22 protein-coding genes and 2 pseudogenes are annotated in these 22798 nt (G+C 55.7%); 18 read left to right on the top strand and 6 right to left on the bottom strand.

What is annotated here, in order from left to right; all coding sequences use genetic code 11:
* Positions 1–431: thiamine pyrophosphate-binding protein (locus ACSZPU_RS12950; RefSeq protein WP_498999300.1), on the bottom strand; the 431-nt coding region annotated here is incomplete at its 3' end.
* Positions 432–712: 281 nt separating this feature from the next.
* Here ACSZPU_RS12950 and loiP point away from each other — a divergent pair.
* The gene (loiP, locus tag ACSZPU_RS12945; RefSeq protein ID WP_498999297.1) at positions 713–1471 is read left to right on the top strand and encodes a metalloprotease LoiP; all 759 of its coding nucleotides are present in this window, start codon (positions 713–715) and stop codon (positions 1469–1471) included.
* 47 nt (positions 1472–1518) lie between these two features.
* Here loiP and speA read toward each other — a convergent pair whose 3' ends face one another.
* Both speA and yqgB read right to left on the bottom strand, forming a co-directional pair.
* A complete protein-coding gene (gene speA / locus ACSZPU_RS12940) occupies positions 1519–3495 on the bottom strand; it encodes a biosynthetic arginine decarboxylase (protein WP_498999294.1) in 1977 nt (658 codons plus the stop codon).
* Entirely contained in the window at positions 3488–3631 is a 144-nt protein-coding gene (yqgB, locus tag ACSZPU_RS12935) for an acid stress response protein YqgB (RefSeq protein ID WP_498999302.1), read from the bottom strand. The genes speA and yqgB overlap by 8 nt, the downstream gene beginning before the upstream one ends.
* Positions 3632–4278: 647 nt before the next feature.
* Between yqgB and metK the strand changes: the two genes are divergently transcribed.
* The 10 genes and pseudogenes from metK to ruvX all read left to right on the top strand — a co-directional run bounded on the left by metK (position 4279) and on the right by ruvX (position 13633).
* A complete protein-coding gene (metK, locus tag ACSZPU_RS12930) occupies positions 4279–5433 on the top strand; it encodes a methionine adenosyltransferase (RefSeq protein WP_498999291.1) in 1155 nt (384 codons plus the stop codon).
* Between the two features lie 405 nt (positions 5434–5838).
* On the top strand, positions 5839–7233 hold the full coding sequence (locus tag ACSZPU_RS12925) for a sugar porter family MFS transporter (protein ID WP_498999288.1): 1395 nt from the start codon (positions 5839–5841) through the stop codon (positions 7231–7233).
* Positions 7234–7455: 222 nt separating this feature from the next.
* Positions 7456–8465 (top strand): annotated as a pseudogene (locus tag ACSZPU_RS12920) (MFS transporter); the annotation flags it as partial.
* A 47-nt stretch (positions 8466–8512) separates the two neighbouring features.
* The gene (locus tag ACSZPU_RS12915) at positions 8513–9334 is read left to right on the top strand and encodes an alpha/beta fold hydrolase (RefSeq protein ID WP_498999286.1); all 822 of its coding nucleotides are present in this window, start codon (positions 8513–8515) and stop codon (positions 9332–9334) included.
* 79 nt (positions 9335–9413) lie between these two features.
* On the top strand, positions 9414–9914 hold the full coding sequence (locus ACSZPU_RS12910; RefSeq protein WP_498999284.1) for a SprT family zinc-dependent metalloprotease: 501 nt from the start codon (positions 9414–9416) through the stop codon (positions 9912–9914).
* Between the two features lie 95 nt (positions 9915–10009).
* On the top strand, positions 10010–10705 hold the full coding sequence (gene endA, locus ACSZPU_RS12905; protein WP_498999282.1) for a deoxyribonuclease I: 696 nt from the start codon (positions 10010–10012) through the stop codon (positions 10703–10705).
* A gap of 134 nt (positions 10706–10839) precedes the next feature.
* On the top strand, positions 10840–11571 hold the full coding sequence (rsmE, locus tag ACSZPU_RS12900) for a 16S rRNA (uracil(1498)-N(3))-methyltransferase (RefSeq protein WP_498999280.1): 732 nt from the start codon (positions 10840–10842) through the stop codon (positions 11569–11571).
* Between the two features lie 12 nt (positions 11572–11583).
* Entirely contained in the window at positions 11584–12531 is a 948-nt protein-coding gene (gshB, locus tag ACSZPU_RS12895) for a glutathione synthase (RefSeq protein WP_498999278.1), read from the top strand.
* Between the two features lie 122 nt (positions 12532–12653).
* Positions 12654–13217, top strand: a complete 564-nt coding sequence (locus tag ACSZPU_RS12890; protein WP_498999276.1) for a YqgE/AlgH family protein — start codon at positions 12654–12656, stop codon at positions 13215–13217.
* Positions 13217–13633 (top strand): Holliday junction resolvase RuvX, encoded by a 417-nt coding sequence (gene ruvX, locus ACSZPU_RS12885; RefSeq protein ID WP_090083413.1) that lies wholly within the window; start codon positions 13217–13219, stop codon positions 13631–13633. The genes ACSZPU_RS12890 and ruvX overlap by 1 nt, the downstream gene beginning before the upstream one ends.
* A 147-nt stretch (positions 13634–13780) precedes the next feature.
* Here ruvX and ACSZPU_RS12880 read toward each other — a convergent pair whose 3' ends face one another.
* The gene (locus ACSZPU_RS12880) at positions 13781–14473 is read right to left on the bottom strand and encodes an IclR family transcriptional regulator domain-containing protein (RefSeq protein ID WP_498999272.1); all 693 of its coding nucleotides are present in this window, start codon (positions 14471–14473) and stop codon (positions 13781–13783) included.
* A 66-nt stretch (positions 14474–14539) separates the two neighbouring features.
* Here ACSZPU_RS12880 and ACSZPU_RS12875 point away from each other — a divergent pair.
* A pseudogene (locus ACSZPU_RS12875) lies at positions 14540–16800 on the top strand (FAD-dependent oxidoreductase).
* Here ACSZPU_RS12875 and ACSZPU_RS12870 read toward each other — a convergent pair.
* Positions 16797–17777, bottom strand: coding sequence for a type IV pilus twitching motility protein PilT (locus ACSZPU_RS12870; RefSeq protein WP_498999270.1), 981 nt, complete (start codon positions 17775–17777; stop codon positions 16797–16799). The pseudogene ACSZPU_RS12875 and the gene ACSZPU_RS12870 sit on opposite strands and share 4 nt — an antisense overlap.
* A gap of 16 nt (positions 17778–17793) precedes the next feature.
* On the opposite strand from ACSZPU_RS12870, the gene ACSZPU_RS12865 reads away from it, so the two are divergent.
* The 5 genes from ACSZPU_RS12865 to hemW are packed head-to-tail and all read left to right on the top strand — an operon-like array spanning position 17794 to position 21101.
* Entirely contained in the window at positions 17794–18498 is a 705-nt protein-coding gene (locus tag ACSZPU_RS12865) for a YggS family pyridoxal phosphate-dependent enzyme (protein ID WP_498999268.1), read from the top strand.
* Positions 18499–18516: 18 nt separating this feature from the next.
* On the top strand, positions 18517–19080 hold the full coding sequence (locus tag ACSZPU_RS12860) for a YggT family protein (protein WP_498999265.1): 564 nt from the start codon (positions 18517–18519) through the stop codon (positions 19078–19080).
* Complete coding sequence (gene yggU / locus ACSZPU_RS12855) at positions 19077–19367, top strand: DUF167 family protein YggU (protein ID WP_498999262.1); 291 nt, start codon at positions 19077–19079, stop codon at positions 19365–19367. Before ACSZPU_RS12860 ends, yggU begins: the two co-directional genes overlap by 4 nt.
* Before the next feature lie 8 nt (positions 19368–19375).
* Positions 19376–19969 carry an XTP/dITP diphosphatase gene (locus ACSZPU_RS12850; protein ID WP_498999259.1) on the top strand — a complete coding sequence of 198 codons (594 nt, stop codon included), beginning with the start codon at positions 19376–19378 and terminating at the stop codon, positions 19967–19969.
* On the top strand, positions 19962–21101 hold the full coding sequence (gene hemW, locus ACSZPU_RS12845) for a radical SAM family heme chaperone HemW (RefSeq protein WP_498999256.1): 1140 nt from the start codon (positions 19962–19964) through the stop codon (positions 21099–21101). The genes ACSZPU_RS12850 and hemW overlap by 8 nt, the downstream gene beginning before the upstream one ends.
* A 38-nt stretch (positions 21102–21139) precedes the next feature.
* Here the strand turns inward: hemW and ACSZPU_RS12840 are convergent, their stop codons facing one another.
* Complete coding sequence (locus ACSZPU_RS12840; RefSeq protein ID WP_498999253.1) at positions 21140–22147, bottom strand: DUF1202 family protein; 1008 nt, start codon at positions 22145–22147, stop codon at positions 21140–21142.
* A gap of 123 nt (positions 22148–22270) precedes the next feature.
* On the opposite strand from ACSZPU_RS12840, the gene ACSZPU_RS12835 reads away from it, so the two are divergent.
* Positions 22271–22666: an endonuclease domain-containing protein gene (locus tag ACSZPU_RS12835; RefSeq protein WP_498999251.1), complete on the top strand. Its 396-nt coding sequence runs from the start codon at positions 22271–22273 to the stop codon at positions 22664–22666.
* Positions 22667–22798: the final 132 nt, after the last annotated feature.

The raw sequence follows: 22798 nt of genomic DNA, 5'->3' as shown, positions 1-22798 counted from the left end.
ATGTCGTGGCCCGGACGGTTGAACTGCGCCGCCAGGGTTTTCTCGGCAATCGCCATGCCCACTGCATTCGCAATGCCTTGGCCCAGCGGACCTGTGGTGGTTTCAACACCGGCGGTGTAACCCACTTCCGGGTGACCCGGCGTTCTGGAATGCAGCTGACGGAAGTTTTTCAGCTCTTCAATCGGCAGGTCATAACCGGTCAGGTGCAGCAGGCTGTAAATCAGCATTGAACCGTGGCCATTGGACAGCACGAAACGGTCGCGGTCTGCCCATGCCGGGTTCTGCGGATTGTGGTTCAGGAAATCACGCCACAGGACTTCGGCGATGTCAGCCATACCCATCGGGGCACCCGGGTGACCGGATTTGGCTTTCTGTACCGCGTCCATGCTCAGCGCACGAATAGCATTGGCAAGCTCTTTACGTGAGGACATTTTGACTCCAGATCGGACTGTTAAAGGCCATGCCCGGAACGACTTGACTACAGCGCGTTATGGGCTACGCCGGAAAAAAGTGCCAACAATGTAACCCAAGCGGCAAGTCATGTACATGGAGCATCCTTTTGGGGGGTAAGAAATCTCTGGAAGAGGCGGCGACGTTGCGCAATGGACTCGCCCGGTAATCGTTCTATTCTTTATACTTATGCAATTGCACCGGCTCGTTTGTGCGCGGCGCATTATCAGAATTTTGAATTAACCTGCGTGGAAGATAAGAGATGAAAATTCGCCCGGCTTTGCTTGCTCTGACGGCAGCGACCCTGCTGGCAGGATGCCAGAACATGGACTCCAACGGTTTTATGACCTCAGGCGCAGAAGCCCTTCAGGCCTACACGCTGAGCGATGCTCAGGTCAAAAGCCTGAGTGACGAAGCCTGTAAACAGATGGACAGCAAGGCAACCATCGCACCTGCTGGCAGCCAGTACAATCAGCGGCTTAGCAAGATTGCCGCCGCGCTGGGCGATAACATCAACGGTCAGCCGGTGAATTACAAAGTCTACCAGGCAAAAGACGTTAACGCTTTCGCCATGGCCAACGGCTGCATCCGCGTGTACAGCGGTTTGATGGATATGATGAATGATAACGAAGTCGAGGCGGTGATCGGCCACGAAATGGGCCACGTTGCGCTCGGCCACGTGAAGAAAGGGATGCAAGTCGCTTTAGGCACCAATGCCGTACGTGCCGCTGCAGCCTCAGCGGGCGGTATAGTGGGCAGCCTGTCGCAATCCCAGTTGGGCGACGTTGGCGAAAAACTGGTGAATTCGCAGTTCTCGCAGCGCCAGGAGTCCGAAGCGGATGATTATTCCTATGATCTGTTGCGCAAACGGGGAATAAGCCCGGTCGGTCTGGCCACCAGTTTCGAAAAGCTGGCCAAACTGGAAGAAGGCCGCCAGAGCTCCATGTTTGACGATCACCCGGCCTCGGTTGAACGTGCGCAACATATCCGCGACCGCATGGCAGCTGACGGGATTAAATAAAGGAAAGCATGCCGGAGGCATTGGCCGCCTCCGGCACGACGAGCTGATTACTCGTCTTCGAGGTAGGTATAGCCGTACAGCCCTGCTTCAAACTCTTCGAGGAACTGCTGTTGCAGCGCTTCGTCCAGACCGGTCTGTTTCACCTGATCGCGGAAATGAATCAGCAAGGTGTTCGGGTCAAGCTGCACGTACTGCAGCATGTCCGCCACGGTATCGCCTTCATCCGATAGCTCAACTTCCACGCTGCCGTCAGGGAAGACAAACACATCCACCGCTTCGGTATCACCAAACAGGTTATGCATGTTGCCGAGGATTTCCTGATACGCGCCAACCATAAAGAAGCCCAGCATTGGCGGGTTCTCCGGGTCGTATTCCGGCATCGGCATCGTGGTCGCAATACCGTCGCCATCCACGTAGTGATCGATAGCGCCGTCGGAGTCACAGGTGATATCCAGCAGCACCGCACGGCGCTCCGGGATCTGGTTCAGCCCTTCTAACGGCATCACCGGGAACAGCTGATCGATACCCCAGGCATCCGGCATCGACTGGAACAGAGAGAAGTTGACGTACATTTTGTCCGCCATACGTTCCTGCAGTTCGTCGATGATCGGGCGGTGCGCACGGTTGCTCGGGTCGAGTTGTTTCTGCACTTCGTGGCACATGTTCAGATACAGTTGCTCCGCCCACGCGCGCTCCTGCAGGCTGAACGTACCGGAAGAGTAACCGATGTGAATATCGTGCAGATCCATCTGGCTGTCGTGCAGCCATTCGCGCAGTGAACGGCGCGTACCCGGTTCGTGCATCTCCTGCCAGGTTTCCCACATGCTTTGCAGCGCGCGCGGTGCGTCGTCCGCCGGCGCCGTGGCTTCGGTGTACTCGTTACGCTCAACGCCGATGATATTGGAGACCAGAACAGTGTGATGCGCCGTAACTGCACGGCCCGACTCGGTAATCACCGTCGGATGCGGCAGGCCATTCTCTTCGCAGGCATCACCAATCGCCCAGATGATGTTGTTGGCGTATTCATTCAGGCCATAGTTCACCGAGCAATCAGACTGGGAACGCGTACCTTCATAGTCCACGCCCAGGCCACCGCCCACGTCGAAGCACTGAATGTTGACGCCAAGCTTATGCAGCTCAACGTAGAAACGGGCAGACTCACGCACGCCAGTGGCGATATCGCGAATGTTGGCCATCTGCGAACCGAGGTGGAAGTGCAGCAGCTGAATGCTGTCCAGACGTCCACGTTCACGCAGAATTTCCACCAGTTGCAGTACCTGGTTTGCCGCCAGGCCGAACTTGGATTTCTCACCGCCGGAGGACTGCCATTTGCCGGAACCCTGCGAGGCCAGACGCGCACGCACACCGAGGCGCGGGATCACGTTCAGGCGCTCAGCTTCATCCAGTACAATCGCAATTTCAGACATCTTTTCGATGACCAGATAGACCTTGTGGCCCATCTTCTCGCCGATCAGCGCCAGACGAATATATTCACGGTCTTTATAGCCGTTACAGACGATCACCGAACGGGTCATCCCCGCGTGCGCCAGTACCGCCATCAGCTCGGCTTTCGAACCGGCTTCCAGACCCAACGGTTCGCCGGAATGGATCAGCGACTCAATCACGCGACGATGCTGGTTTACCTTGATCGGGTAAACCAGGAAGTAGTCACCTTTATAGCCATAGGATTCACGCGCTCGTTTAAAGGCGGCGTTAATGGAACGCAGGCGATGTTGCAGAATCTGCGGGAAACAGAAAAGCGCCGGCAAACGCTGGCCTTGTGCCTCACGGGCTTTTACCAGTTGAGCGAGGTCAACACGGGCTTCCGGGACATCGGGATCCGGGCAAACACTGATGTGGCCCAGTTCGTTGACGTCATAATAATTATTACCCCACCAGGCAATATTGTAAGTACGAAGCATCTTGCTGGCTTCCTGGGAGCTCATCGCAACCTCCTGCATGGAACGTAGTACACCGTGTTCGCCTGCTGACGAAGGCGAAAATGAAGACATGTCGTCAGACATAGCGAACCTCAATAGTATTAAGTGTAAGACAGTCAACCACTATCGCAGCGTAACAATGCGATAACACCCCATAAACCCTCTGATTTTCCAGCACAACATGCTGGCACACAGGGTGTGCGACCGGTTTCTTGTTCATAACATTGTAAAACACGTGACCGAACTTAATATGACGGTTCGGCGAAACCACGAGAAAACTCCTGAATTAGCAGGAGAGCCCTTGTTCAGTCATCACTGTGCCGTACCGGCCCGGGAGTCCTGAGAAGCGCCGAAATGGGTATAACATCAGCAGGTTTGCAGATTAGATATGCGGGTTGCGGGGAATGTATGTGCGTCAGAACGACGCGACAGATTCTGCAGAAAACGACGGTTCATTATCTCGTATCACCTCCACGCAGATCATGACGATATGCGACAAGCCAAAGCCATAAATTGCTTAACCCGGCTGGAAGTGGCAACACGGAATCTCCGTGCGCTTTTTATATAAGCCGCGCGCGGCGTTTTATACCGAGAACATGGTAAAAATGCAAAATAAAAAATTACGTTTGCGGTATCCATAGGGAAAATTTCTGTAACCATTTCAGACAGAACGTGTGCTACTTCAAAAAACGCTGGAAATGGGGTTAAGAATTAACCTAGAATAGCCATCCAGATGTTAATCCATCTATACTGATTAACACTTAGACAGCCCGTGTCGCTACCTGCACGTCCTCGCGGAAACACCGTGAAGGCATCCTGACACAGCATTTCTAAGCCAACCGTTTTATTCCAGGGTGAAAACACAATATGGCAAAACACCTTTTTACGTCCGAGTCCGTCTCAGAAGGGCATCCTGACAAAATTGCTGACCAAATCTCCGACGCCGTGCTTGATGAGATCCTCGAACAGGATCCGAAAGCGCGTGTCGCTTGCGAAACCTATGTAAAAACCGGCATGGTGCTGGTCGGTGGTGAAATCACTACCAGTGCGTGGGTGGATATCGAAGAGATCACCCGTAACACCGTGCGTGAAATTGGCTACATCCACTCTGACATGGGCTTTGATGCCAACTCCTGCGCCGTACTGAGCGCGATTGGTAAACAGTCTCCGGACATCAACCAGGGCGTTGACCGAGCTGACCCACTGGAACAGGGTGCGGGCGACCAGGGCCTGATGTTTGGTTATGCCACCAACGAAACCGACGTACTGATGCCAGCACCAATCACCTACGCACACCGTCTGGTTGAGCGTCAGGCAGAAGTGCGTAAAAACGGCACCCTGCCGTGGCTGCGCCCGGATGCGAAAAGCCAGGTCACTTTCCAGTACGACGACGGTAAAGTTGTCGGCATCGATGCGGTTGTTCTGTCGACTCAGCACGCCGAAAGCATCGACCAGAAATCGCTGCAAGAAGCGGTAATGGAGGAGATCATCAAGCCGGTTCTGCCGACAGAGTGGCTGAACGCCTCCACTAAATTCTTCATCAACCCGACTGGCCGTTTCGTTATCGGTGGCCCGATGGGCGACTGCGGCCTGACCGGTCGTAAAATCATCGTTGATACCTACGGCGGCATGGCTCGTCACGGTGGCGGCGCGTTCTCCGGTAAGGATCCGTCTAAAGTTGACCGTTCCGCAGCCTATGCAGCCCGTTACGTAGCGAAAAACATCGTTGCCGCAGGCCTGGCTGACCGTTGTGAGATTCAGGTGTCCTACGCTATCGGCGTGGCAGAACCGACCTCCATCATGGTGGAGACCTTCGGTACCGAGAAAGTGCCTGCTGAACAGCTGATCCTGCTGGTTCGCGAGTTCTTCGACCTGCGCCCATACGGCCTGATCCAGATGCTGGACCTGCTGCACCCGATCTACAAACAAACCGCTGCTTACGGTCACTTTGGTCGCGAAACTTTCCCATGGGAAAAAACCGACAAAGCGGCTCAGCTACGTGAAGCGGCTGGTCTGAAATAATTCTCTGACCTGCATGCGTTAAAGGCCAGCCTTGTTCTGGCCTTTTGCTTTTCTACTGGATTAACATCCTGTCGTTTTGTGCCCAACATAGTATACTTGTTATGTCATTTCAGTAGCTTACTGAAAGCGATTACATGATGTATGTTACGCGCCAACACTCACATTATTGTTGCCATTCCCAGTAGAAATCAGAATTGTTACACCCCTTCTCGGTTTAGTCTGAAACTGCCTTCCTGCACCATCCTGTCGCCATTCTTATATCTATAATATTTATCGGTTTTATTTGCCTGCGCGTTTTTAATCGAATGTAACCGATTACACTTGCGTGACATTCATCACAAAAAACTGCCCGGCATTGGCCTACGTTTACCATCACAAAAACTGATAAAACGAATGGAGGGCATCATGCCTGACAATAAAAAACAGGGACATTCAAACAAGGCGATGACCTTCTTTGTCTGTTTCCTCGCTGCACTCGCAGGACTTCTCTTTGGCCTGGATATTGGTGTGATCGCCGGGGCGCTGCCCTTTATCGCCCATGACTTCAAAATTGACTCTCATGTACAGGAGTGGGTGGTCAGCTCAATGATGTTTGGTGCCGCCATCGGTGCCGTGGGGAGCGGCTGGATGTCGTGGAAACTCGGGCGTAAAAAAAGCCTGATGATCGGCGCGATCCTGTTTGTGATCGGCTCTCTGTGTTCTGCCGCCGCCCCCAACGTTGAGGTGCTGATTATTTCCCGCGTGATTCTTGGCCTGGCCGTCGGCGTTGCGTCCTATACCGCGCCGCTCTACCTGTCGGAAATTGCGCCGGAAAAAATTCGCGGCAGTATGATTTCGATGTACCAGTTGATGATTACCCTCGGTATTCTCGGCGCCTATCTGTCGGATACCGCATTCAGCTACAGCGGTGCCTGGCGCTGGATGCTTGGGGTGATTATTATCCCGGCCATCCTGCTGCTTATCGGCGTGTTCTTCCTGCCGGATAGCCCCCGCTGGTATGCCGCCAAACGCCGTTTCCACGATGCCGAACGCGTCCTGATGCGCCTGCGTGACACCAGCGCCGAAGCCAAAAACGAGCTGGATGAAATTCGCGAAAGTTTGCAGGTAAAACAGACCGGCTGGGTGTTGTTTAAGGAGAACACCAATTTTCGTCGCGCGGTGTTCCTTGGGGTGCTGTTGCAGGTGATGCAGCAGTTCACCGGGATGAACGTCATCATGTATTACGCGCCGAAAATCTTCGAACTGGCGGGATACAGCAACACCACGCAGCAAATGTGGGGGACGGTGATCGTCGGTCTGACCAACGTGCTGGCGACCTTTATCGCCATTGGCGTCGTCGACCGCTGGGGGCGTAAACCTACGCTGGTACTGGGCTTCCTGGTGATGGCCGTCGGGATGGGGATTCTGGGGACAATGCTGCATCTTGGCATTCACTCTCCTGGCGCACAATACTTTGCCGTTGCCATGTTGCTGATGTTTATCGTCGGCTTTGCGATGAGCGCCGGTCCGGTTATCTGGGTACTGTGCTCGGAAATCCAGCCGCTGAAAGGGCGTGATTTTGGTATTACCTGCTCAACGGCAACCAACTGGATAGCCAACATGATTGTCGGCGCAACGTTCCTGACCATGCTGGACTCGCTTGGCAACGCCAACACCTTCTGGGTCTACGGCGGCCTGAACGTTCTGTTCATTGTCCTGACGCTGTGGCTGGTGCCGGAAACCAAACACATTTCGCTGGAGCACATCGAGCGTAACCTGATGAAAGGTCGCCCGCTGCGCGAAATCGGTTCACACAACTAAGGTTGTGGCAAATAAGCGGGTCTGCTCCTTTCCGGTGGCAGACCCGCTCACTTCCCTCTGGCAGAAAAATCCGAATTTACGTCCCCACCCCGTGAATGTTCAGCATAGCGAATACATCGCACAGGCGGTGATTCCCCACCTTTTTCGTCAATGCGCTGATTTCCCTGCACAAACGTAGCGGCAGACTGAAACGTCGGTTATTTATCCATTCTTTTTTATTAGGTACTGTGGCACTGGAAGACGGAGCCGAACATTCAACGCCTGCCGCCGGAACACTTCTTCTCCGCGGTGCGCGCCGGGCTGCGCTATGTACATGCTGCCCCGGTACTACGTAACGTACTGGTGCGCACCGTGGCCTTCTTCACCTCCGCCAGCGCAGGCTGGGCACTGCTGCCGTTGGTCGCCCGCCGCGAGTTGGGCCTTGGGCCTGGCGGTTACGGCATCATGCTGACCTGTATCGGGTTGGGGGCGATTTGCGGTGCCATCGTGCTGCCGCGCCTGCGTAAGCACTTCAACCCGGATCGGCTGATGGTGCTGAACAGCGTGATTTTCGCGATCAGCATGCTGGCGCTGGCGTTTATCCGTCATTTCTGGCTGCTCAACGCCTTTGAGTTCCTGACCGGGTTCGCCTGTATTGCGGTGCTCTCCACCCTCAACATCGGGGCGCAACGCAGCGCCGCCAAATGGGTGAAGGCGCGCGCTGGCGGTTTATCTGACGGTGTTCTTTGGCTCGATGACGCTCGGCAGCGCCATCTGGGCAACTGGCGTCGCACTTTGGCATTCCGGCGTCACTGTGCGTGGCGACCGCAGGCATGCTGCTGGCCAACCTGACAGCGCTGCGCTGGCAACTGAATAAAGATCCCGACCTTAATCTGGATATTCGCGATATCGACAGCAACGCCCAGGCGCTCGATATCTCGCACGAACGTGGTCCTGTCATGGGGATGTACGACTATGTGATTGACCCGCAGGACGTGGCGGAGTTTGTCGTCTGCGTGCAGGAAATTCGCCGGGTGCGGGTACGCGGCGGTGCGCTGAGCTGGTCCGTGTATGAAGATGTTCAGCGCCCTGGTGTCTTTGTGGAGTCGTTTGTGGTTGGCACCTGGATTGAGCATCTGCGCCAGCTGGAGCGTCACACGGTGAATGACCTGCTGATCCAGATCAAGGTAAAGGCATTCCATCGCGGCGGACGACTTCCAGAAGCATGTTATCTGATAGCACCCATAATGTAACAGCAATCCCTATCAACCCAAGTAATCGCGAGAGTGAGGATCGACGTATGAGCACAATCAAAACGCAGGACGGTACGCAGATTTATTACAAAGACTGGGGCACGGGCAAACCGGTATTGTTCAGCCACGGCTGGCCACTGGATGGCGATATGTGGGACAGCCAGTTGAATTTTCTGGCCGAGCGCGGCTATCGCGTTATCGCCTTTGACCGCCGTGGCTTTGGCCGTTCTGACCAGCCGTGGGAAGGTTACAACTACGACACCTTCGCCTCGGATATCAACGATCTTATCACCAGTCTGGAGCTGCATGAGGTCACGCTGGTGGGCTTCTCCATGGGCGGCGGCGATGTGTCGCGCTATATCGGCCGTTACGGCACGGCGCGTGTCAAAGCGCTGGTCCTGCTGGGCGCGGTGACACCGATTTTCGGCAAAACCGCCGACTACCCACAGGGCGTGGACACGAGCGTTTTCGAAGGTATTCGTGCCGGGCTGCGTAAAGACCGTGCGCAGTTTATCAGCGATTTCGCCGCGCCGTTTTATGGCACCAATGCCGGGCAGACCGTCTCGCAAGGCTTGCTGACCCAGACGCTGAACATCGCCCTGCTGGCCTCACTGAAAGGGACCATTGATTGTGTCACCGCCTTCGGCGAAACCGATTTCCGCCCGGATATGGCGAAAGTTGACGTGCCGACGCTGGTGATTCACGGCAGCAACGACCAGATCGTACCGTTCGAATCCACCGGTAAAGTCGCCGCCGAGATGATCCATGGTGCACAGCTGAAAGTGTATGACAACGCACCGCACGGCTTCGCTGTTACGCACCAGGATCAGTTGAATAACGATTTACTGGCCTTCCTGCAGTCGCTGTAAGTCAGGACAAAGCCTCACTCCCTGTCCGGAGGAGGCTTTTTCTTGCACTCCTCCGCCGCCCGCCCTATCCTCTGCGATTATGAAAACCTCCCGTCTCCCTATCGCTATTCAGCAGGCCGTGATGCGCTGCCTGCGGGAAAAACTCGCCCAAGCCAACCTGAAACTTAGCCGCGATTATCCGGAACCTAAGCTGGTTTATCAGCAACGGGGCACAGCGGCGGGCACCGCTTGGCTCAATACTTATGAAATCCGCCTTAACCCCGTGTTACTGATGGAAAATCAGCAGGCGTTTATCGACGAGGTGGTCCCGCACGAGCTGGCACATCTGCTGGTGTGGAAGCATTTTGGCCGCGTCCCGCCGCACGGCAAAGAGTGGAAATGGATGATGGAAAGCGTGCTTGGCGTACCTGCACGGCGTACTCATCAGTTCGAGCTGGAATCGGTCCGGCGTAATACTTTCCCCTACCGTTGCAAATGCCAGCAGCATCAATTGACCATTCGGCGACATAATCGCGTGATGCGTGGAGAGACCACTTATCGCTGCGTACACTGCGGCGAAACGCTGGTGCCTGAGTCCTAATTACATGAACCATTAAGAATGTTTTCCGCGCCAACTGATTGCATCTGACAATCGCATCCGCTACGTTGCGCACTCCAGTTGACAGGGAGTTCTCAATGTTACGCGTTATCTCATCTTTACTGCTTATTCTCAGCGCGCCGGTACTGGCGGACGGTATCAACAGCTTCGCCCAGGCCAAAGCCGCCGGGGTGAAAGTCAACGCCGATGTGCCGGGAGACTTTTATTGCGGCTGTAAAATTCAGTGGCAGGGAAAAAAAGGGGTGGTCGACCTGGCCTCCTGCGGCTATCAGGTGCGTAAAAATGAAAACCGCGCCAGCCGTATCGAATGGGAGCACGTGGTCCCGGCCTGGCAATTTGGCCATCAGCGCCAGTGCTGGCAGGACGGCGGACGGAAAAACTGCGCCAAAGACCCGGAATATCGCAAGATGGAAAGCGATATGCACAACCTGCAGCCCGCCGTGGGAGAGGTGAATGCCGATCGCGGCAACTTTATGTATGGTCAGTGGAACGGCGGCGAAGGCCAGTATGGTCGCTGTGAGATGAAGGTCGACTTCAAGGCTAAACTGGCCGAACCGCCTGCCAGCGCCCGTGGCTCGATTGCCCGTACCTACTTCTATATGCGCGACCAGTATCAGCTCACCCTGTCGCGCCAGCAGACGCAGCTGTTTACCGCCTGGGATAAACTCTACCCGGTGACCGACTGGGAATGTACGCGTGAATCACGCATCGCGCAGGTACAGGGCAACCATAACCCGTACGTGCAGCGCGCTTGCATGGCGCGAAAGAGCTAACCTACACTAGCGGCAATTGTTAATTTCGGTGCACAGTTCCCCCCTTACCCCAACCCTCTCCCGCAAGGGAGAGGGAATGAATCGCGCCACGGGAGGGAAGAAAGCGCACCACACTTCACACGGAAATCTGAACTATGCGCGTCCCACGCATCTACCACCCTGAACTTATCCAGACTGGCACTGAAATCGCGCTCGCCGACGATGCGGCAAACCATGTTGGTCGCGTATTACGTATGGGCCAGGGCCAGGCTATTCAGCTCTTTGACGGCTCAAACCAGGTGTTTGACGCTGAGATTACCCGCGCCGATAAAAAGAGCGTTATCGTGAAGGTGATTCAGGGAGAGGTGGACGATCGGGAATCGCCGCTGCACATTCATCTGGGCCAGGTGATGTCTCGCGGCGAGAAAATGGAATTTACCATCCAGAAATCGATCGAGCTGGGTGTAAGCCTCATTACGCCACTTTTTTCTGAACGTTGTGGCGTTAAACTGGATGCCGAACGCCTGAATAAAAAGATTCAGCAGTGGCAGAAGATCGCCATCGCCGCCTGTGAACAGTCTGGTCGTAACCGTGTTCCTGAAATTCGCCCGGCAATGGATCTCGAAGACTGGTGTGCAGAAGAAGAGAACGGCCTTAAGCTGAATCTTCATCCGCGCGCCAGCCAGAGCATTAACACCCTGCCGTTACCGGTGGAACACGTGCGATTACTGATTGGCCCGGAAGGTGGGTTGACGGCGGACGAAATCGCCATGACCTCGCGCTACCAGTTTACTGATATTCTGTTGGGACCCCGCGTATTGCGCACAGAGACAACTGCCCTTACCGCCATTACCGCGCTGCAGGTGCGTTTTGGCGATCTGGGTTAAACGGAGAAGCCTATGATTAAGCTCGGCATCGTGATGGACCCCATCGCGCAGATTAATATCAAGAAAGACACTAGCTTCGCCATGCTGCTCGAAGCGCAGCGTCGCGGCTATGAACTGCACTACATGGAGATGGCGGATCTTTACCTGATCAACGGTGAAGCCCGTGCGCGCACCCGTCTGCTTTCTGTCGAGCAAAACTACGACAAATGGTACGAGTTTGGCGGCGAGCAGGATATCGAGCTCGCCTCGCTGGACGTGGTGCTGATGCGTAAGGACCCGCCGTTCGATACCGAATTTATCTACGCCACCTATATCCTTGAGCGCGCAGAAGAAAAAGGCACGCTGATCGTCAACAAACCGCAGAGCCTGCGCGACTGTAACGAGAAGCTGTTCACTGCCTGGTTCCCGGAACTGACCCCGGAAACGCTGGTGACGCGTAATAAAACGCAGCTCAAAGCGTTCTGGCAAAAGCACACCGATATCATCCTTAAGCCGCTGGACGGCATGGGTGGTACCTCGATTTTCCGCGTGAAAGAGGGCGATCCAAACCTGGGTGTTATCACCGAAACCCTGACCGAGTTGGGTACCCGCTACTGCATGGCGCAGAACTACCTGCCGGCTATCAAAGATGGCGACAAACGCGTGCTGGTGGTAGATGGCGAGCCTGTCCCGTACTGCCTGGCACGTATCCCGCAGGGTGGCGAAACGCGTGGTAACCTGGCGGCCGGTGGCCGTGGAGAACCGCGTCCGCTGACCGAAAGCGACTGGGCGATTGCCCGCCGCGTTGGCCCGACTCTGAAAGCCAAAGGGCTGATTTTCGTTGGTCTGGACATCATCGGCGACCGTCTGACGGAAATTAACGTCACCAGCCCCACCTGCGTGCGCGAAATCGAGGCGGAGTTTCCGATTTCCATTACCGGCATGCTGATGGACGCAATCGAAAAACGCCTGGCGAAATAATTCTTACACTGGTGGCGGGAGGGAATCCGCTTTTACCTCCAAAGTCTGGCTAGTGACAGCGTGCAGCTTTCCCCTCATACTAGGCTGCTGCTTTTTTGAACCAGGAAACAGAACCTCTGACAATGAATTTACAGCATCACTTTCTTATTGCCATGCCTGCTCTCCAGGATCCCCTTTTCCGTCGATCCGTGGTTTATATCTGCGAATACAACGAAGACGGTGCCATGGGACTTATTATCAATAAGCCTTTGGAAAACCTGAAAGTTGAAGGCGTCCTGGAGAAACTGAAAATCACCCCGGAAGCGCGCGATCCGGCCATTCGTCTGGATAAACCGGTGCTGCTTGGCGGCCCACTGGCGGAAGACCGCGGGTTTATTCTGCACACACCTCCTGCCAGCTTCTCTTCCAGCATTCGCGTTTCGGATAACACCGTCATCACCACCTCGCGTGATGTTCTGGAAACCCTGGGAACTGCCAGGCAACCCAGCGAAGTGCTGGTGGCGCTGGGTTATTCCTCATGGGAAAAAGGCCAGCTTGAGCAGGAGATCCTCGATAACGCCTGGCTTACCGCCCCTGCGGATCAGAACATCCTGTTTAAAACGCCGATCGCCGATCGCTGGCGAGAAGCGGCCAAACTCATCGGCATCGATATTTCGACCATGCCGGGCGTGGCGGGGCATGCCTGATGAGTGGAACCCTGCTGGCCTTTGATTTTGGAACCAAAAGTATTGGCGTCGCCATCGGTCAACGCGTGACCGGTACGGCGCGCCCGCTGAACGCCCTGAAAGCGCAAGACGGGACGCCGGACTGGAAGCTTATCGAGAAGCTGTTAAAAGAGTGGCAGCCGGAAGCCGTTATCGTCGGCCTGCCGCTGAATATGGATGGTACTGAACAGCCTCTGACCGCGCGCGCACGTAACTTTGCCAATAAAATCCATGGCCGTTTCGGCGCAAAAATTATTCTGCATGATGAGCGACTTAGCACCGTAGAAGCCCGTGCGGGTCTGTTTGAACGCGGCGGTTTTCGCGCATTAAATAAAGGCAGCGTTGATTCTGCCTCTGCGGTCATCATCCTCGAGAGCTACTTCGAGCAAAATCTGTAATTCTCAGGCTGAGCATTACTCAGCCTTCTTTGCCCGTCCCCTTCCCCGAAGACGCAATCCCCCGATCCCCCTCACATTTCGAAGGCGTGCTTTTTGCTTTTTCGTTAATGTTTCTATAAAAGAAACATTAGTTAGCCATAAAAAGCGTCAGGGTTTCTGAATCAGCCGCCGTGCCAGGGTATGAAGCTCGCTTAAGCGCTCGTCGACAACATCATGGTCAACCTGCCACATTCCGGCGAATGCCAGGGCGGCAGAGTGCGCACCGAGCGGTTTCGCCATCGAGACTTCGCCGTCCTCGTGATGCCAGACCACGCGGCCAAGTTCACGCTGTTGGGCGATATGCGGTGCCAGCTGCTGCCACTGTTCGTCGACAAAACGTTTTTGCAGTTCTTCATCGCTCTCTGCCGCCAGAAGCGACATACCGATGACCGACTGCCATGCGGGAAGCATATGAAAGCCGGCCAGCGCCTGGCTCATCTGGCTGCCGGGTTCGGAGTGATAGATATAAATCACCTGATCCTCCCAGAGCACGCCCATCGCCACCACGATGTCTTTGGGCGCATAGCTTTCCAGCAGGGGAAGTGCCTGAGAAAAGAGTGCCGAGCCGCGTATCGCCTGCGCCGCCAGCGCATGAATGCCGGGGCCGGGAAGGTAACGGCGCTGCTCGTCCTGCATTGTCAGGCCAATGGACGCCATCGTCATCAACAACCGGTTTACACGGGTGGTGTTGATCCCCATCAGACGCGCCAGTTCGCGACAGCCAATCGCACGGCCGCTGGAGACCAGGTACTGCAGGCAGCGAATGCCATCAATCAGGCTTTGGTTCGGTTGTGAGGACATAACAAGCTTTATCTCTCAGGTGGCAGGAATTATCGATTTTACCGTCAGTCAAGAAGGATACAAGGTATGAACATCTATCCGCAAACCGCGTCCAGAACCTTTCCATCTGAACACCTGCATGCCGATCTGTTGGTGGCGGGCGGCGGCCTCGCAGGTCTGTGCGCCGCGCTTGCTGCGGCCCGCGACGGTTTACAGGTAGTGTTGATCCAGGACAGGCCGGTACTCGGCGGCAATGCTTCCAGCGAAGTTCGCCTGTGGGCCAACGGTGCCACATCGCATATGGGCAATAATAACCGCTGGGCGCGCGAAGGTGGCATTATGGGAGAAATCCTCGAAGAGAACCTCTGGCGCAACAAAGAGGGCAACCCGGTAATGTTCGACCTGGTGCTGCTGGATATGGCGAAAAACCAGCCGGGGCTAACTCTGCTGCTCAATACCACCCTTTATGAGCTGGAGAAAAACCAGCAAACCCTCACTCAGGTCAGCGCCTTTAACGCCATCAATGAGACGTTTTATACCGTCTCGGCCGATCAGTTTTGTGATGCGACGGGCGATGGCGTACTCGGCTTTCTGGCCGGGGCGGAATACCGCGAAGGGGCAGAAGAGGTGGACGAACTGGGGGAAAAAATGGCCCCCGGCGATAACTTCGGCCACAAGCTGGGGCACTCCATTTACTTCTATACTAAGCAGACCGCCGGCCCGGTGAACTTCGTTCCCCCTTCGTTTGCACTCAACGATATTACCGCTATCCCCCGTTACAAACGCCTGACCTCCCCCCTCAATGGCTGCGACCTGTGGTGGTTGGAATGGGGCGGACGGCTGGACACCGTTCACCAGAGCGAAGAGATCAAATGGGAACCGTGGAAAATCGTCTGGGGGGGGGGTGGGATTACATAAAAAACTCCGGCGAGTTCCCGGAAGCCGCCAACATGACCATTGAGTGGGTTGGCGTCATTCCCGGTAAACGCGAAAGCCGTCGTTTTATAGGCGACCATCTGCTCTGCCAGCAGGATATCGTGGAGCAGCGCGACCACTACGACGCCGTGGCTTACGGCGGCTGGTCTATCGACCTGCACCCGGCAGACGGGGTCTACAGCACCCACGATGGCTGTCGTCAGTTCCATAGCAAAGGCACCTATACCATTCCGTGTCGTAGCCTTTACAGCCGCTCGCTGGATAACCTGCTGCTGACCGGACGGTTAATTTCCGCCTCCCACGTGGCGTTTGGCAGCGCCCGCGTTATGTGTACCTGCGGCCTGCTGGGCGAAGTCGTCGGACGAGCAGCGGCGCTGTGCAAAACCCATGACCTGTCACCCGCAGAGCTTGCCCAGCGGGATAATATCGGCCTGCTGCAACAGCGGCTGCAGGCCAGCGGCTGCTATATTCCCCGCCAGTGGCTGCAGAACCCGGCGCAGGGCGCGTCAGTCAGCGCCAGCAGTGAATATTCCTTCAGCGCGCTTGCCTCTAACGGCCACTGGCATTCACTTGGCGAAAGAATGGCGCTGCTGCTGCCCGTTAAAGCCGGGGAATCGCTGCCCGACATCACCTTTACCCTGCGTTCAGCATCGCAGCAGGTACTGAAGGTGTCGCTTCTCGGCAGCGCGCGCAGCGGTAACTTCACGCCCGATTATCAATACGCCAGCACAACGCTGCACGTTGAGGGTGAACAGGAACAGACGGTGCATTTCCCGTGGCAAAGCGAGCGCGATCAGTATGTCTTTATCGCCTTCGAGGTGAATGATCATGTGGAGATTGCCCTCACCGACACCCACCTGCCCGGCATCATGACCGTATTTAATAGCCTGAATGCCCGCGTCGCCAAGCATACCCGTCAGGTGGTGGACGGCGACTATGGCGTCGATGAGTTCGACTTCTGGCTGCCGCGCCGTCGCCCGCATCAGGTGATGCCTGCCCTGCGTTTTAGCCAGCCGTTAAACTGCTATCGCGTCGATAACGTGCTCAATGGTCGCCTGCGTCCTGAACAGCAGGCCAACGCCTGGGTGCCCACCCCTGACGATCTCAAACCGGTTCTGCGCTGGCACTGGGATACACCGCACACCTTCACCCACCTGACGCTGGTGCAGGACAACGATTTCGATAACGCCATGGAAACCGTGCAGATGGGCCATTTCCTGGCGGTGACACCGCACTGCATCACCCACTACCGCCTGTGGGCAGACGATACCCTGCTGGCCGAGGTCACCAGTAACCACCACTCCGTGCGTGAACATCGGTTATCCGCCCCCGTCACCGCACGCAACGTGCGCCTGGAGATCCTCGCCACCGCAGGTGCGTTACCGGCGGTTTACGCGCTGAACATCCGCTAAAGCCGCCCCTGCGCCTGCCGCTGCTGGCGACTCTGGTCGAAGGTTTGCATATCCGCCTGCTGCACGGTCTGTAACACGCCGGGCAACTGGTGGGTTTTCCCCTCACGGATAAGATTGGCCACCGCAGGCGTGTTGATTAGCAGCTCGAACAGCGCCACGCGCCCGCCCTGCTTGTCGACCTCCAGCCGTTGGGACAACACGGCCTGCAGGCTTCCCGCAAGCTGGCTGCGCACAGGGTCTTTTTCCTGAGCAGGGAAACTATCCACCAGCCGTTCAATGGCCTGGGGTGCGCCGCGCGTATGTAACGTTGCCAGCACCAGATGCCCGGTCTCGGCGGCGGTCAGCGCCAGGCGGATGGTTTTGCTGTCGCGCAGTTCGCCAAGCAGAATGACATCCGGGTCCTCACGTAGTGCCGCACGTAACCCCGCCGCAAACGAGGCACAGTGCGGGCCGATTTCCCGCTGTTGAATCAGGCAATGTTTGCTCGCATGGATAAACTCCACCGGGTCTTCCAGGGTCAGGATATGCCCGTCAAGATGCTGGTTGAGGTCATCCACCATCGCCGCCAGGGTGGTGGATTTGCCGCTGCCCGTCGCCCCGGTCACCAGAATCAGACCGTTATCGCGCCGCAGTAATTCCGGAATGGCAGAGGGGACGTCCAGCGCATCCAGCGTCGGGCAGGTCTCAGGCAGCAGACGCAGCGCAAGCGATACCCCTTCGTGATGTAAAAACGCGCTGGCGCGAAGGCGTTGAAGGCCTGGGGTGCTGAGGGCAAAATCCACCTGCCCGCCTGCCTGCCACTGTTGCTGCTGCTGGGTGTTTAACGTTTCGGCAAGCAGCGCGTGAATATCCACAGAGGCGAACGGTGCGGCTTCCAGCCGTCCTTGCCTGCGCCAGCGCGGTGGACGGCGATCGCACAGGTGTAGATCCGAGACATTATGCTTTACACTAAGCTCCACTATTTTTTCCATATCCATAAAGCCACCTGGGAACATGAACGATATCGCGCATAACCTGGCACAGGTCAGGGACAAAATCTCAGCCGCTGCAACGTCCTGCGGCCGTGCTCCAGAAGAAGTTACGCTGCTTGCAGTGAGTAAAACAAAACCTGCGAGCGCCATCGAAGAAGCTTACGCAGCGGGTCAGCGTGGCTTTGGTGAAAACTACGTGCAGGAAGGCGTGGATAAGATTGGCCATTTTAAGGATTCGGGCATCACGGACATCCAGTGGCACTTTATTGGCCCATTACAGTCCAACAAAAGCCGCCTGGTGGCTGAGCATTTTGACTGGTGCCACACCGTGGACCGCCTCAAAATCGCCAGCCGCTTAAGCGAGCAGCGCCCGGCATCCCTGCCGCCGCTGAACGTGCTGATTCAGGTCAATATCAGCGATGAGCAGAGCAAATCCGGCATCGCCCTTGCGGAACTGGATGCGCTGGCCGCGCAGGTGGTGGAATTGCCCGGTCTTTGTCTGCGCGGGCTGATGGCCATCCCCGCCCCCGAGGCTGAATATGAACGGCAGTTTGCCGTGGCCCGCCAAATGGCTGTAGCATTTGACGCGCTAAAAGTACGTTACCCCAGCGTCGACACCTTATCTCTGGGGATGTCTGACGATATGCAAGCCGCAATTGCGGCAGGTAGCACCATGGTGCGCATCGGAACCGCCATCTTTGGCGCGCGCGATTACACAAAAAACTAAGGAAAACTGAGGAACGCCATGAATACGTTGTCCACTCTCCTGTCACTGATTATCCAGGCTTACACGATGGTGCTGTTGCTGCGTATCTGGATGCAGTGGGCGCGCTGTGATTTTTATAACCCGTTTTCCCAGTTTATCGTGAAAATCACCCAGCCGATTGTTGGCCCTCTGCGCCGCATCATCCCGGCGATGGGGCCGATTGACAGCGCATCACTGCTCATCGCACTGGTGCTATGCGTCGTAAAAGTCTTTTTAAATCCGTACGTCACCATGAACGGCGTGTTCATTGTGCTGGCTGCGGTGCTGATTGTTATCAAAACCCTCGGCTCGCTGATTTTCTGGGTGCTGCTGTTAATGGCCATCATGAGCTGGGTCAGCCAGGGTCGTAGCCCAGTGGAATATGTGCTGCTGCAGTTGACCGAACCGCTGCTGCGCCCGATTCGCCGCCTGCTGCCGTCTATGGGCGGTCTTGATTTCTCGCCGATGATTCTGGTGCTGCTGATGTATGTCATCAACATGGGAGTGATGGAGTTTCTGGCTAACACCATCGTGCCGTTAGCCTATATCTGGAACTGGGCGTGAGTGCGGTCACCTCCTGTGACGACGGGCTGGTACTGCGGCTGTATATTCAGCCAAAGGCCAGCCGGGACAGCATTATCGGATTGCATGGCGACGAAGTGAAAGTCGCCATTACCGCACCACCGGTTGATGGGCAGGCCAATGCCCATCTGGTGAAATTTCTCGCCAAACAGTTTCGGGTGGCCAAAAACCAGGTGCTGATTGAAAAAGGCGAACTGGGCCGCCATAAACAAGTCAAAATTACACATCCGCAACAGATACCTTCGGCCCTCACGGCCCTGATGAATTAGGATCTATTATGCAAAAAGTTGTTCTCGCAACCGGCAACCCCGGTAAAGTGCGCGAGCTTGCCTCGCTGTTGAGTGATTTCGGTCTGAATATCGTCGCGCAAACCGAGCTGGGCGTGGAATCCGCCGAGGAAACCGGCCTGACGTTTATCGAAAATGCCATCCTGAAAGCGCGCCATGCCGCTCAGGTTACCGGTCTGCCCGCGATTGCCGATGACTCCGGTCTGGCGGTAGACGCGCTGGGCGGCGCACCGGGGATCTACTCCGCGCGTTATTCCGGCGTTGATGCCAGCGATGAAGCGAATCTGCAAAAATTACTGACCACCCTCCAGGATGTGCCGGACGATAAACGTCAGGCGCAGTTCCACTGTGTGCTGGTCTATATGCGTCACGCCGATGACCCGACGCCGCTGGTATGCCACGGCAGCTGGCCTGGCGTTATCACCCGTGCGCCTGCAGGTCAGGGCGGGTTTGGTTACGATCCGATTTTCTTCGTCCCGACGGAAGGTAAAACCGCCGCCGAACTGACCCGCGAAGAAAAAAGCGCAATCTCCCACCGTGGGCAGGCGCTGAAACTGTTACTGGAAGCATTACGTAATGGCTAATTTGCCACCTCTGAGTCTTTATATTCACATTCCGTGGTGCGTGCAGAAATGCCCGTACTGCGACTTCAATTCCCATGCGTTGAAAGGCGAAGTGCCTCACGATGACTATGTGCAGCACCTGCTCGCCGACCTTGATGCTGATGTGCCTTACGCACAGGGGCGTGAAGTAAAGACGATCTTTATTGGTGGAGGGACGCCGAGCCTGCTGTCAGGCCCGGCGATGCAGACGTTGCTGGATGGCGTGCGTACGCGCCTGAATCTGGCGGCGGATGCGGAAATCACAATGGAAGCCAACCCCGGAACGGTTGAAGCCGACCGCTTCGTTGAGTATCAACGTGCCGGGGTGAACCGCATTTCGATTGGCGTCCAGAGCTTTAGCGAGCCGAAATTGCAGCGTCTGGGGCGTATCCACGGCCCGGAAGAAGCCAAACGCGCCGCACGGCTGGCAACCGGCCTTGGGCTGCGCAGTTTTAACCTCGATTTGATGCACGGCCTGCCGGATCAGACGCTGGAAGAGGCGCTGGACGATTTACGCCAGGCTATTGAGCTCAACCCGCCGCATCTCTCCTGGTATCAGTTGACCATCGAACCCAACACCCTGTTTGGCTCGCGTCCTCCGGTGCTGCCGGATGACGATGCGCTGTGGGATATTTTCGAGCGTGGTCACCAGTTGCTCACCGCCGCGGGCTATCAGCAGTACGAAACCTCGGCGTACGCGAAACCGGGCTACCAGTGTCAGCACAACCTGAACTACTGGCGCTTTGGCGATTACCTCGGGATTGGCTGCGGTGCACACGGTAAAGTGACCTTCCCGGATGGTCGCATTTTACGCACCGCCAAAACGCGCCACCCGCGCGGATTTATGCAGGGGCGCTATCTTGAGCGCCAGCATGACGTGGAAACAGAAGATAAGCCGTTCGAGTTCTTTATGAACCGCTTTCGTTTGCTGGAAGCCGCACCGCGTACGGAGTTCGCGCTGTTTACGGGGCTGGATGAAAGTGTGATTCGCCCGCAGCTCGACGAGGCCTTAGCGCAAGGCTACCTCACCGAATGCGATGAATACTGGCAAATCACCGAGCACGGTAAGCTGTTCCTCAACTCCCTGCTGGAGTTGTTCCTCGCCGAAGAGTGATCCTGAACCCAGCCCGGTATCAGTCCGGGCTGGTTGGTTTACTTGATAATGCCCTGCCGACGCAGGCTCGCAATGTCCCGCTCCCAGCTCTCATAAGACATTCGTAGTCTGGCGTTGCTCATATCCAGATCGCTCATTTCGCTGTATAGCTCATTGCGCTGTTTACGCAGCGGCTCCCGTTTTTTATCGTAAGCGTCCATGGTTTTGGTGACCTCTTCACGCTTGAGCTTAAACTTGAGCTGATAGTCCCGTCGCTGCTCCTCCAGTGCCGCATCACGTGCTTTTCGCAGCGGTGTGGCATCGCAATCCGGTTTTTTCTGACACTCGGCCAGCGCCGGTTCATAAATCGTTTTGTTGTAGTGGTTTTCAAAATGCAGCGGGTCATTCTGTCTGCCCACCTGCTGAAGCTCCTCCAGCAGCGCTTGCTGCACATCATTACGGGTTAACGACTTACCATTTTTATCTTTTCCCCAGGAGGCGGCTATTTTGGCGTCCTGCGCATTAATGTCCTTTTTGAGTTGTTCTTGTTTCGCGAGGGATTTATCCAGCGTTTTTTTCTGCGCGGCCCAGGTGGCTTCAATTTTTGCCAGGCGAGCATAAAAATCGCTGTCGGTGATCACCAGATACTTATCTTTGTCGTGAATGTCCGGCTTCGGGTAGCCCGCATTTTTTGCTGCCACCTGCATAGAGAAGAACTCGGTGGTCCAGCCGGAATCTTTAGTACCCACCGCAGTGACCATCGCAGAGAATTTCACCGGGCGGCCTTTAGTCCAGGTTTTTTCCATAAACTGGTAGTTCCCGGCCATGCCAACTATCGCATACAAATCGTCCGTGGCGGAGATATCCCCTTCGGCGGCATACGTCGCCTGGTTACCGCGCGAATCCAGCAGACGCAACGTGATGTTGTCCAGTTGCATTAAGCCTTCGTGCGCCTGGTTAAACTGCTTTTTCAGCAGCTCATCGGTGGGAGTATTGGTGTCGGCCAGAACACTGCCCGACAGAAGTATCAATGCCGCAAACCCTGCGGCCCATTTCATGTTCATCATCAAAATCCCTTTCTGTGCACTCCGTCAATAACCTTGCGGAGAATAGGACAATTTATTGAAAGACGGGTTCCAGAGCCAGGAGACGTTTGGGGTGATGAGGGGGAATGGTGGCAGAGTGTAGGGATGGAAAAAGCAAAACAACTACGCGTCAGGATGACAGCAGAGGAATTATACCTTTGGTACTTACTCAGAGGGCGTCGTTTTTACGGCGACAGGTTTCGCAGACAAATGCCGATTGGTACTTATATTGTCGATTTTGCTTGCTTTAAAGCGAAGCTGATTGTTGAGCTGGATGGCGGGCAACATCAGGATAACGAAGAATATGATTTGCGCAGAACGGCATTCCTGAATACCAATGGCTGGGAAGTGATTCGCTTCTGGAATAATGAGCTGAGGGTCAATGAAGAGAGTGTGTTACTGGCGATTCTTGGGCACTTGCATCGTCGGTTGCCCTCTCCCACGGGGAGAGGGAGTAAAGACCGTCCCAACCACGGCAGAGGAAATAAAGGCCGCTCCTGACAAGTCCCCTCTCCTGTGGGAGAGGGTTAGGGTTAGGGTGAGGGGAACAGGCAGAAGAGCCTGTACATAAAATTGTGTAATTGCCTGATTTTGATATGTTCAATCCAACATCAAAAGCAGGTTAATTTATGG

This window comes from Phytobacter sp. V69 (assembly GCF_965644215.1).
GTDB lineage: Bacteria > Pseudomonadota > Gammaproteobacteria > Enterobacterales > Enterobacteriaceae > Phytobacter.
This window is presented reverse-complemented; position numbering and strand designations above follow the sequence as displayed.

Bases quoted from the DNA above. Each gene is read 5' to 3' on its own strand.
- gshB (WP_498999278.1), top strand. From the start codon at position 11,584: ATGATTAAGCTCGGCATCGTGATGGACCCCATCGCGCAGATTAATATC.
- metK (WP_498999291.1), top strand. From the start codon at position 4,279: ATGGCAAAACACCTTTTTACGTCCGAGTCCGTCTCAGAAGGGCATCCT.
- speA (WP_498999294.1), bottom strand. From the start codon at position 3,495: ATGTCTGACGACATGTCTTCATTTTCGCCTTCGTCAGCAGGCGAACAC.
- rsmE (WP_498999280.1), top strand. From the start codon at position 10,840: ATGCGCGTCCCACGCATCTACCACCCTGAACTTATCCAGACTGGCACT.
- ACSZPU_RS12835 (WP_498999251.1), top strand. From the start codon at position 22,271: ATGGAAAAAGCAAAACAACTACGCGTCAGGATGACAGCAGAGGAATTA.
- ACSZPU_RS12925 (WP_498999288.1), top strand. From the start codon at position 5,839: ATGCCTGACAATAAAAAACAGGGACATTCAAACAAGGCGATGACCTTC.
- ACSZPU_RS12915 (WP_498999286.1), top strand. From the start codon at position 8,513: ATGAGCACAATCAAAACGCAGGACGGTACGCAGATTTATTACAAAGAC.
- ACSZPU_RS12850 (WP_498999259.1), top strand. From the start codon at position 19,376: ATGCAAAAAGTTGTTCTCGCAACCGGCAACCCCGGTAAAGTGCGCGAG.
- ACSZPU_RS12870 (WP_498999270.1), bottom strand. From the start codon at position 17,777: ATGGATATGGAAAAAATAGTGGAGCTTAGTGTAAAGCATAATGTCTCG.
- endA (WP_498999282.1), top strand. From the start codon at position 10,010: ATGTTACGCGTTATCTCATCTTTACTGCTTATTCTCAGCGCGCCGGTA.
- ACSZPU_RS12880 (WP_498999272.1), bottom strand. From the start codon at position 14,473: ATGTCCTCACAACCGAACCAAAGCCTGATTGATGGCATTCGCTGCCTG.
- ACSZPU_RS12890 (WP_498999276.1), top strand. From the start codon at position 12,654: ATGAATTTACAGCATCACTTTCTTATTGCCATGCCTGCTCTCCAGGAT.
- ACSZPU_RS12860 (WP_498999265.1), top strand. From the start codon at position 18,517: ATGAATACGTTGTCCACTCTCCTGTCACTGATTATCCAGGCTTACACG.
- hemW (WP_498999256.1), top strand. From the start codon at position 19,962: ATGGCTAATTTGCCACCTCTGAGTCTTTATATTCACATTCCGTGGTGC.
- ACSZPU_RS12840 (WP_498999253.1), bottom strand. From the start codon at position 22,147: ATGATGAACATGAAATGGGCCGCAGGGTTTGCGGCATTGATACTTCTG.
- ACSZPU_RS12910 (WP_498999284.1), top strand. From the start codon at position 9,414: ATGAAAACCTCCCGTCTCCCTATCGCTATTCAGCAGGCCGTGATGCGC.
- loiP (WP_498999297.1), top strand. From the start codon at position 713: ATGAAAATTCGCCCGGCTTTGCTTGCTCTGACGGCAGCGACCCTGCTG.
- ruvX (WP_090083413.1), top strand. From the start codon at position 13,217: ATGAGTGGAACCCTGCTGGCCTTTGATTTTGGAACCAAAAGTATTGGC.
- ACSZPU_RS12865 (WP_498999268.1), top strand. From the start codon at position 17,794: ATGAACGATATCGCGCATAACCTGGCACAGGTCAGGGACAAAATCTCA.
- yqgB (WP_498999302.1), bottom strand. From the start codon at position 3,631: ATGAACAAGAAACCGGTCGCACACCCTGTGTGCCAGCATGTTGTGCTG.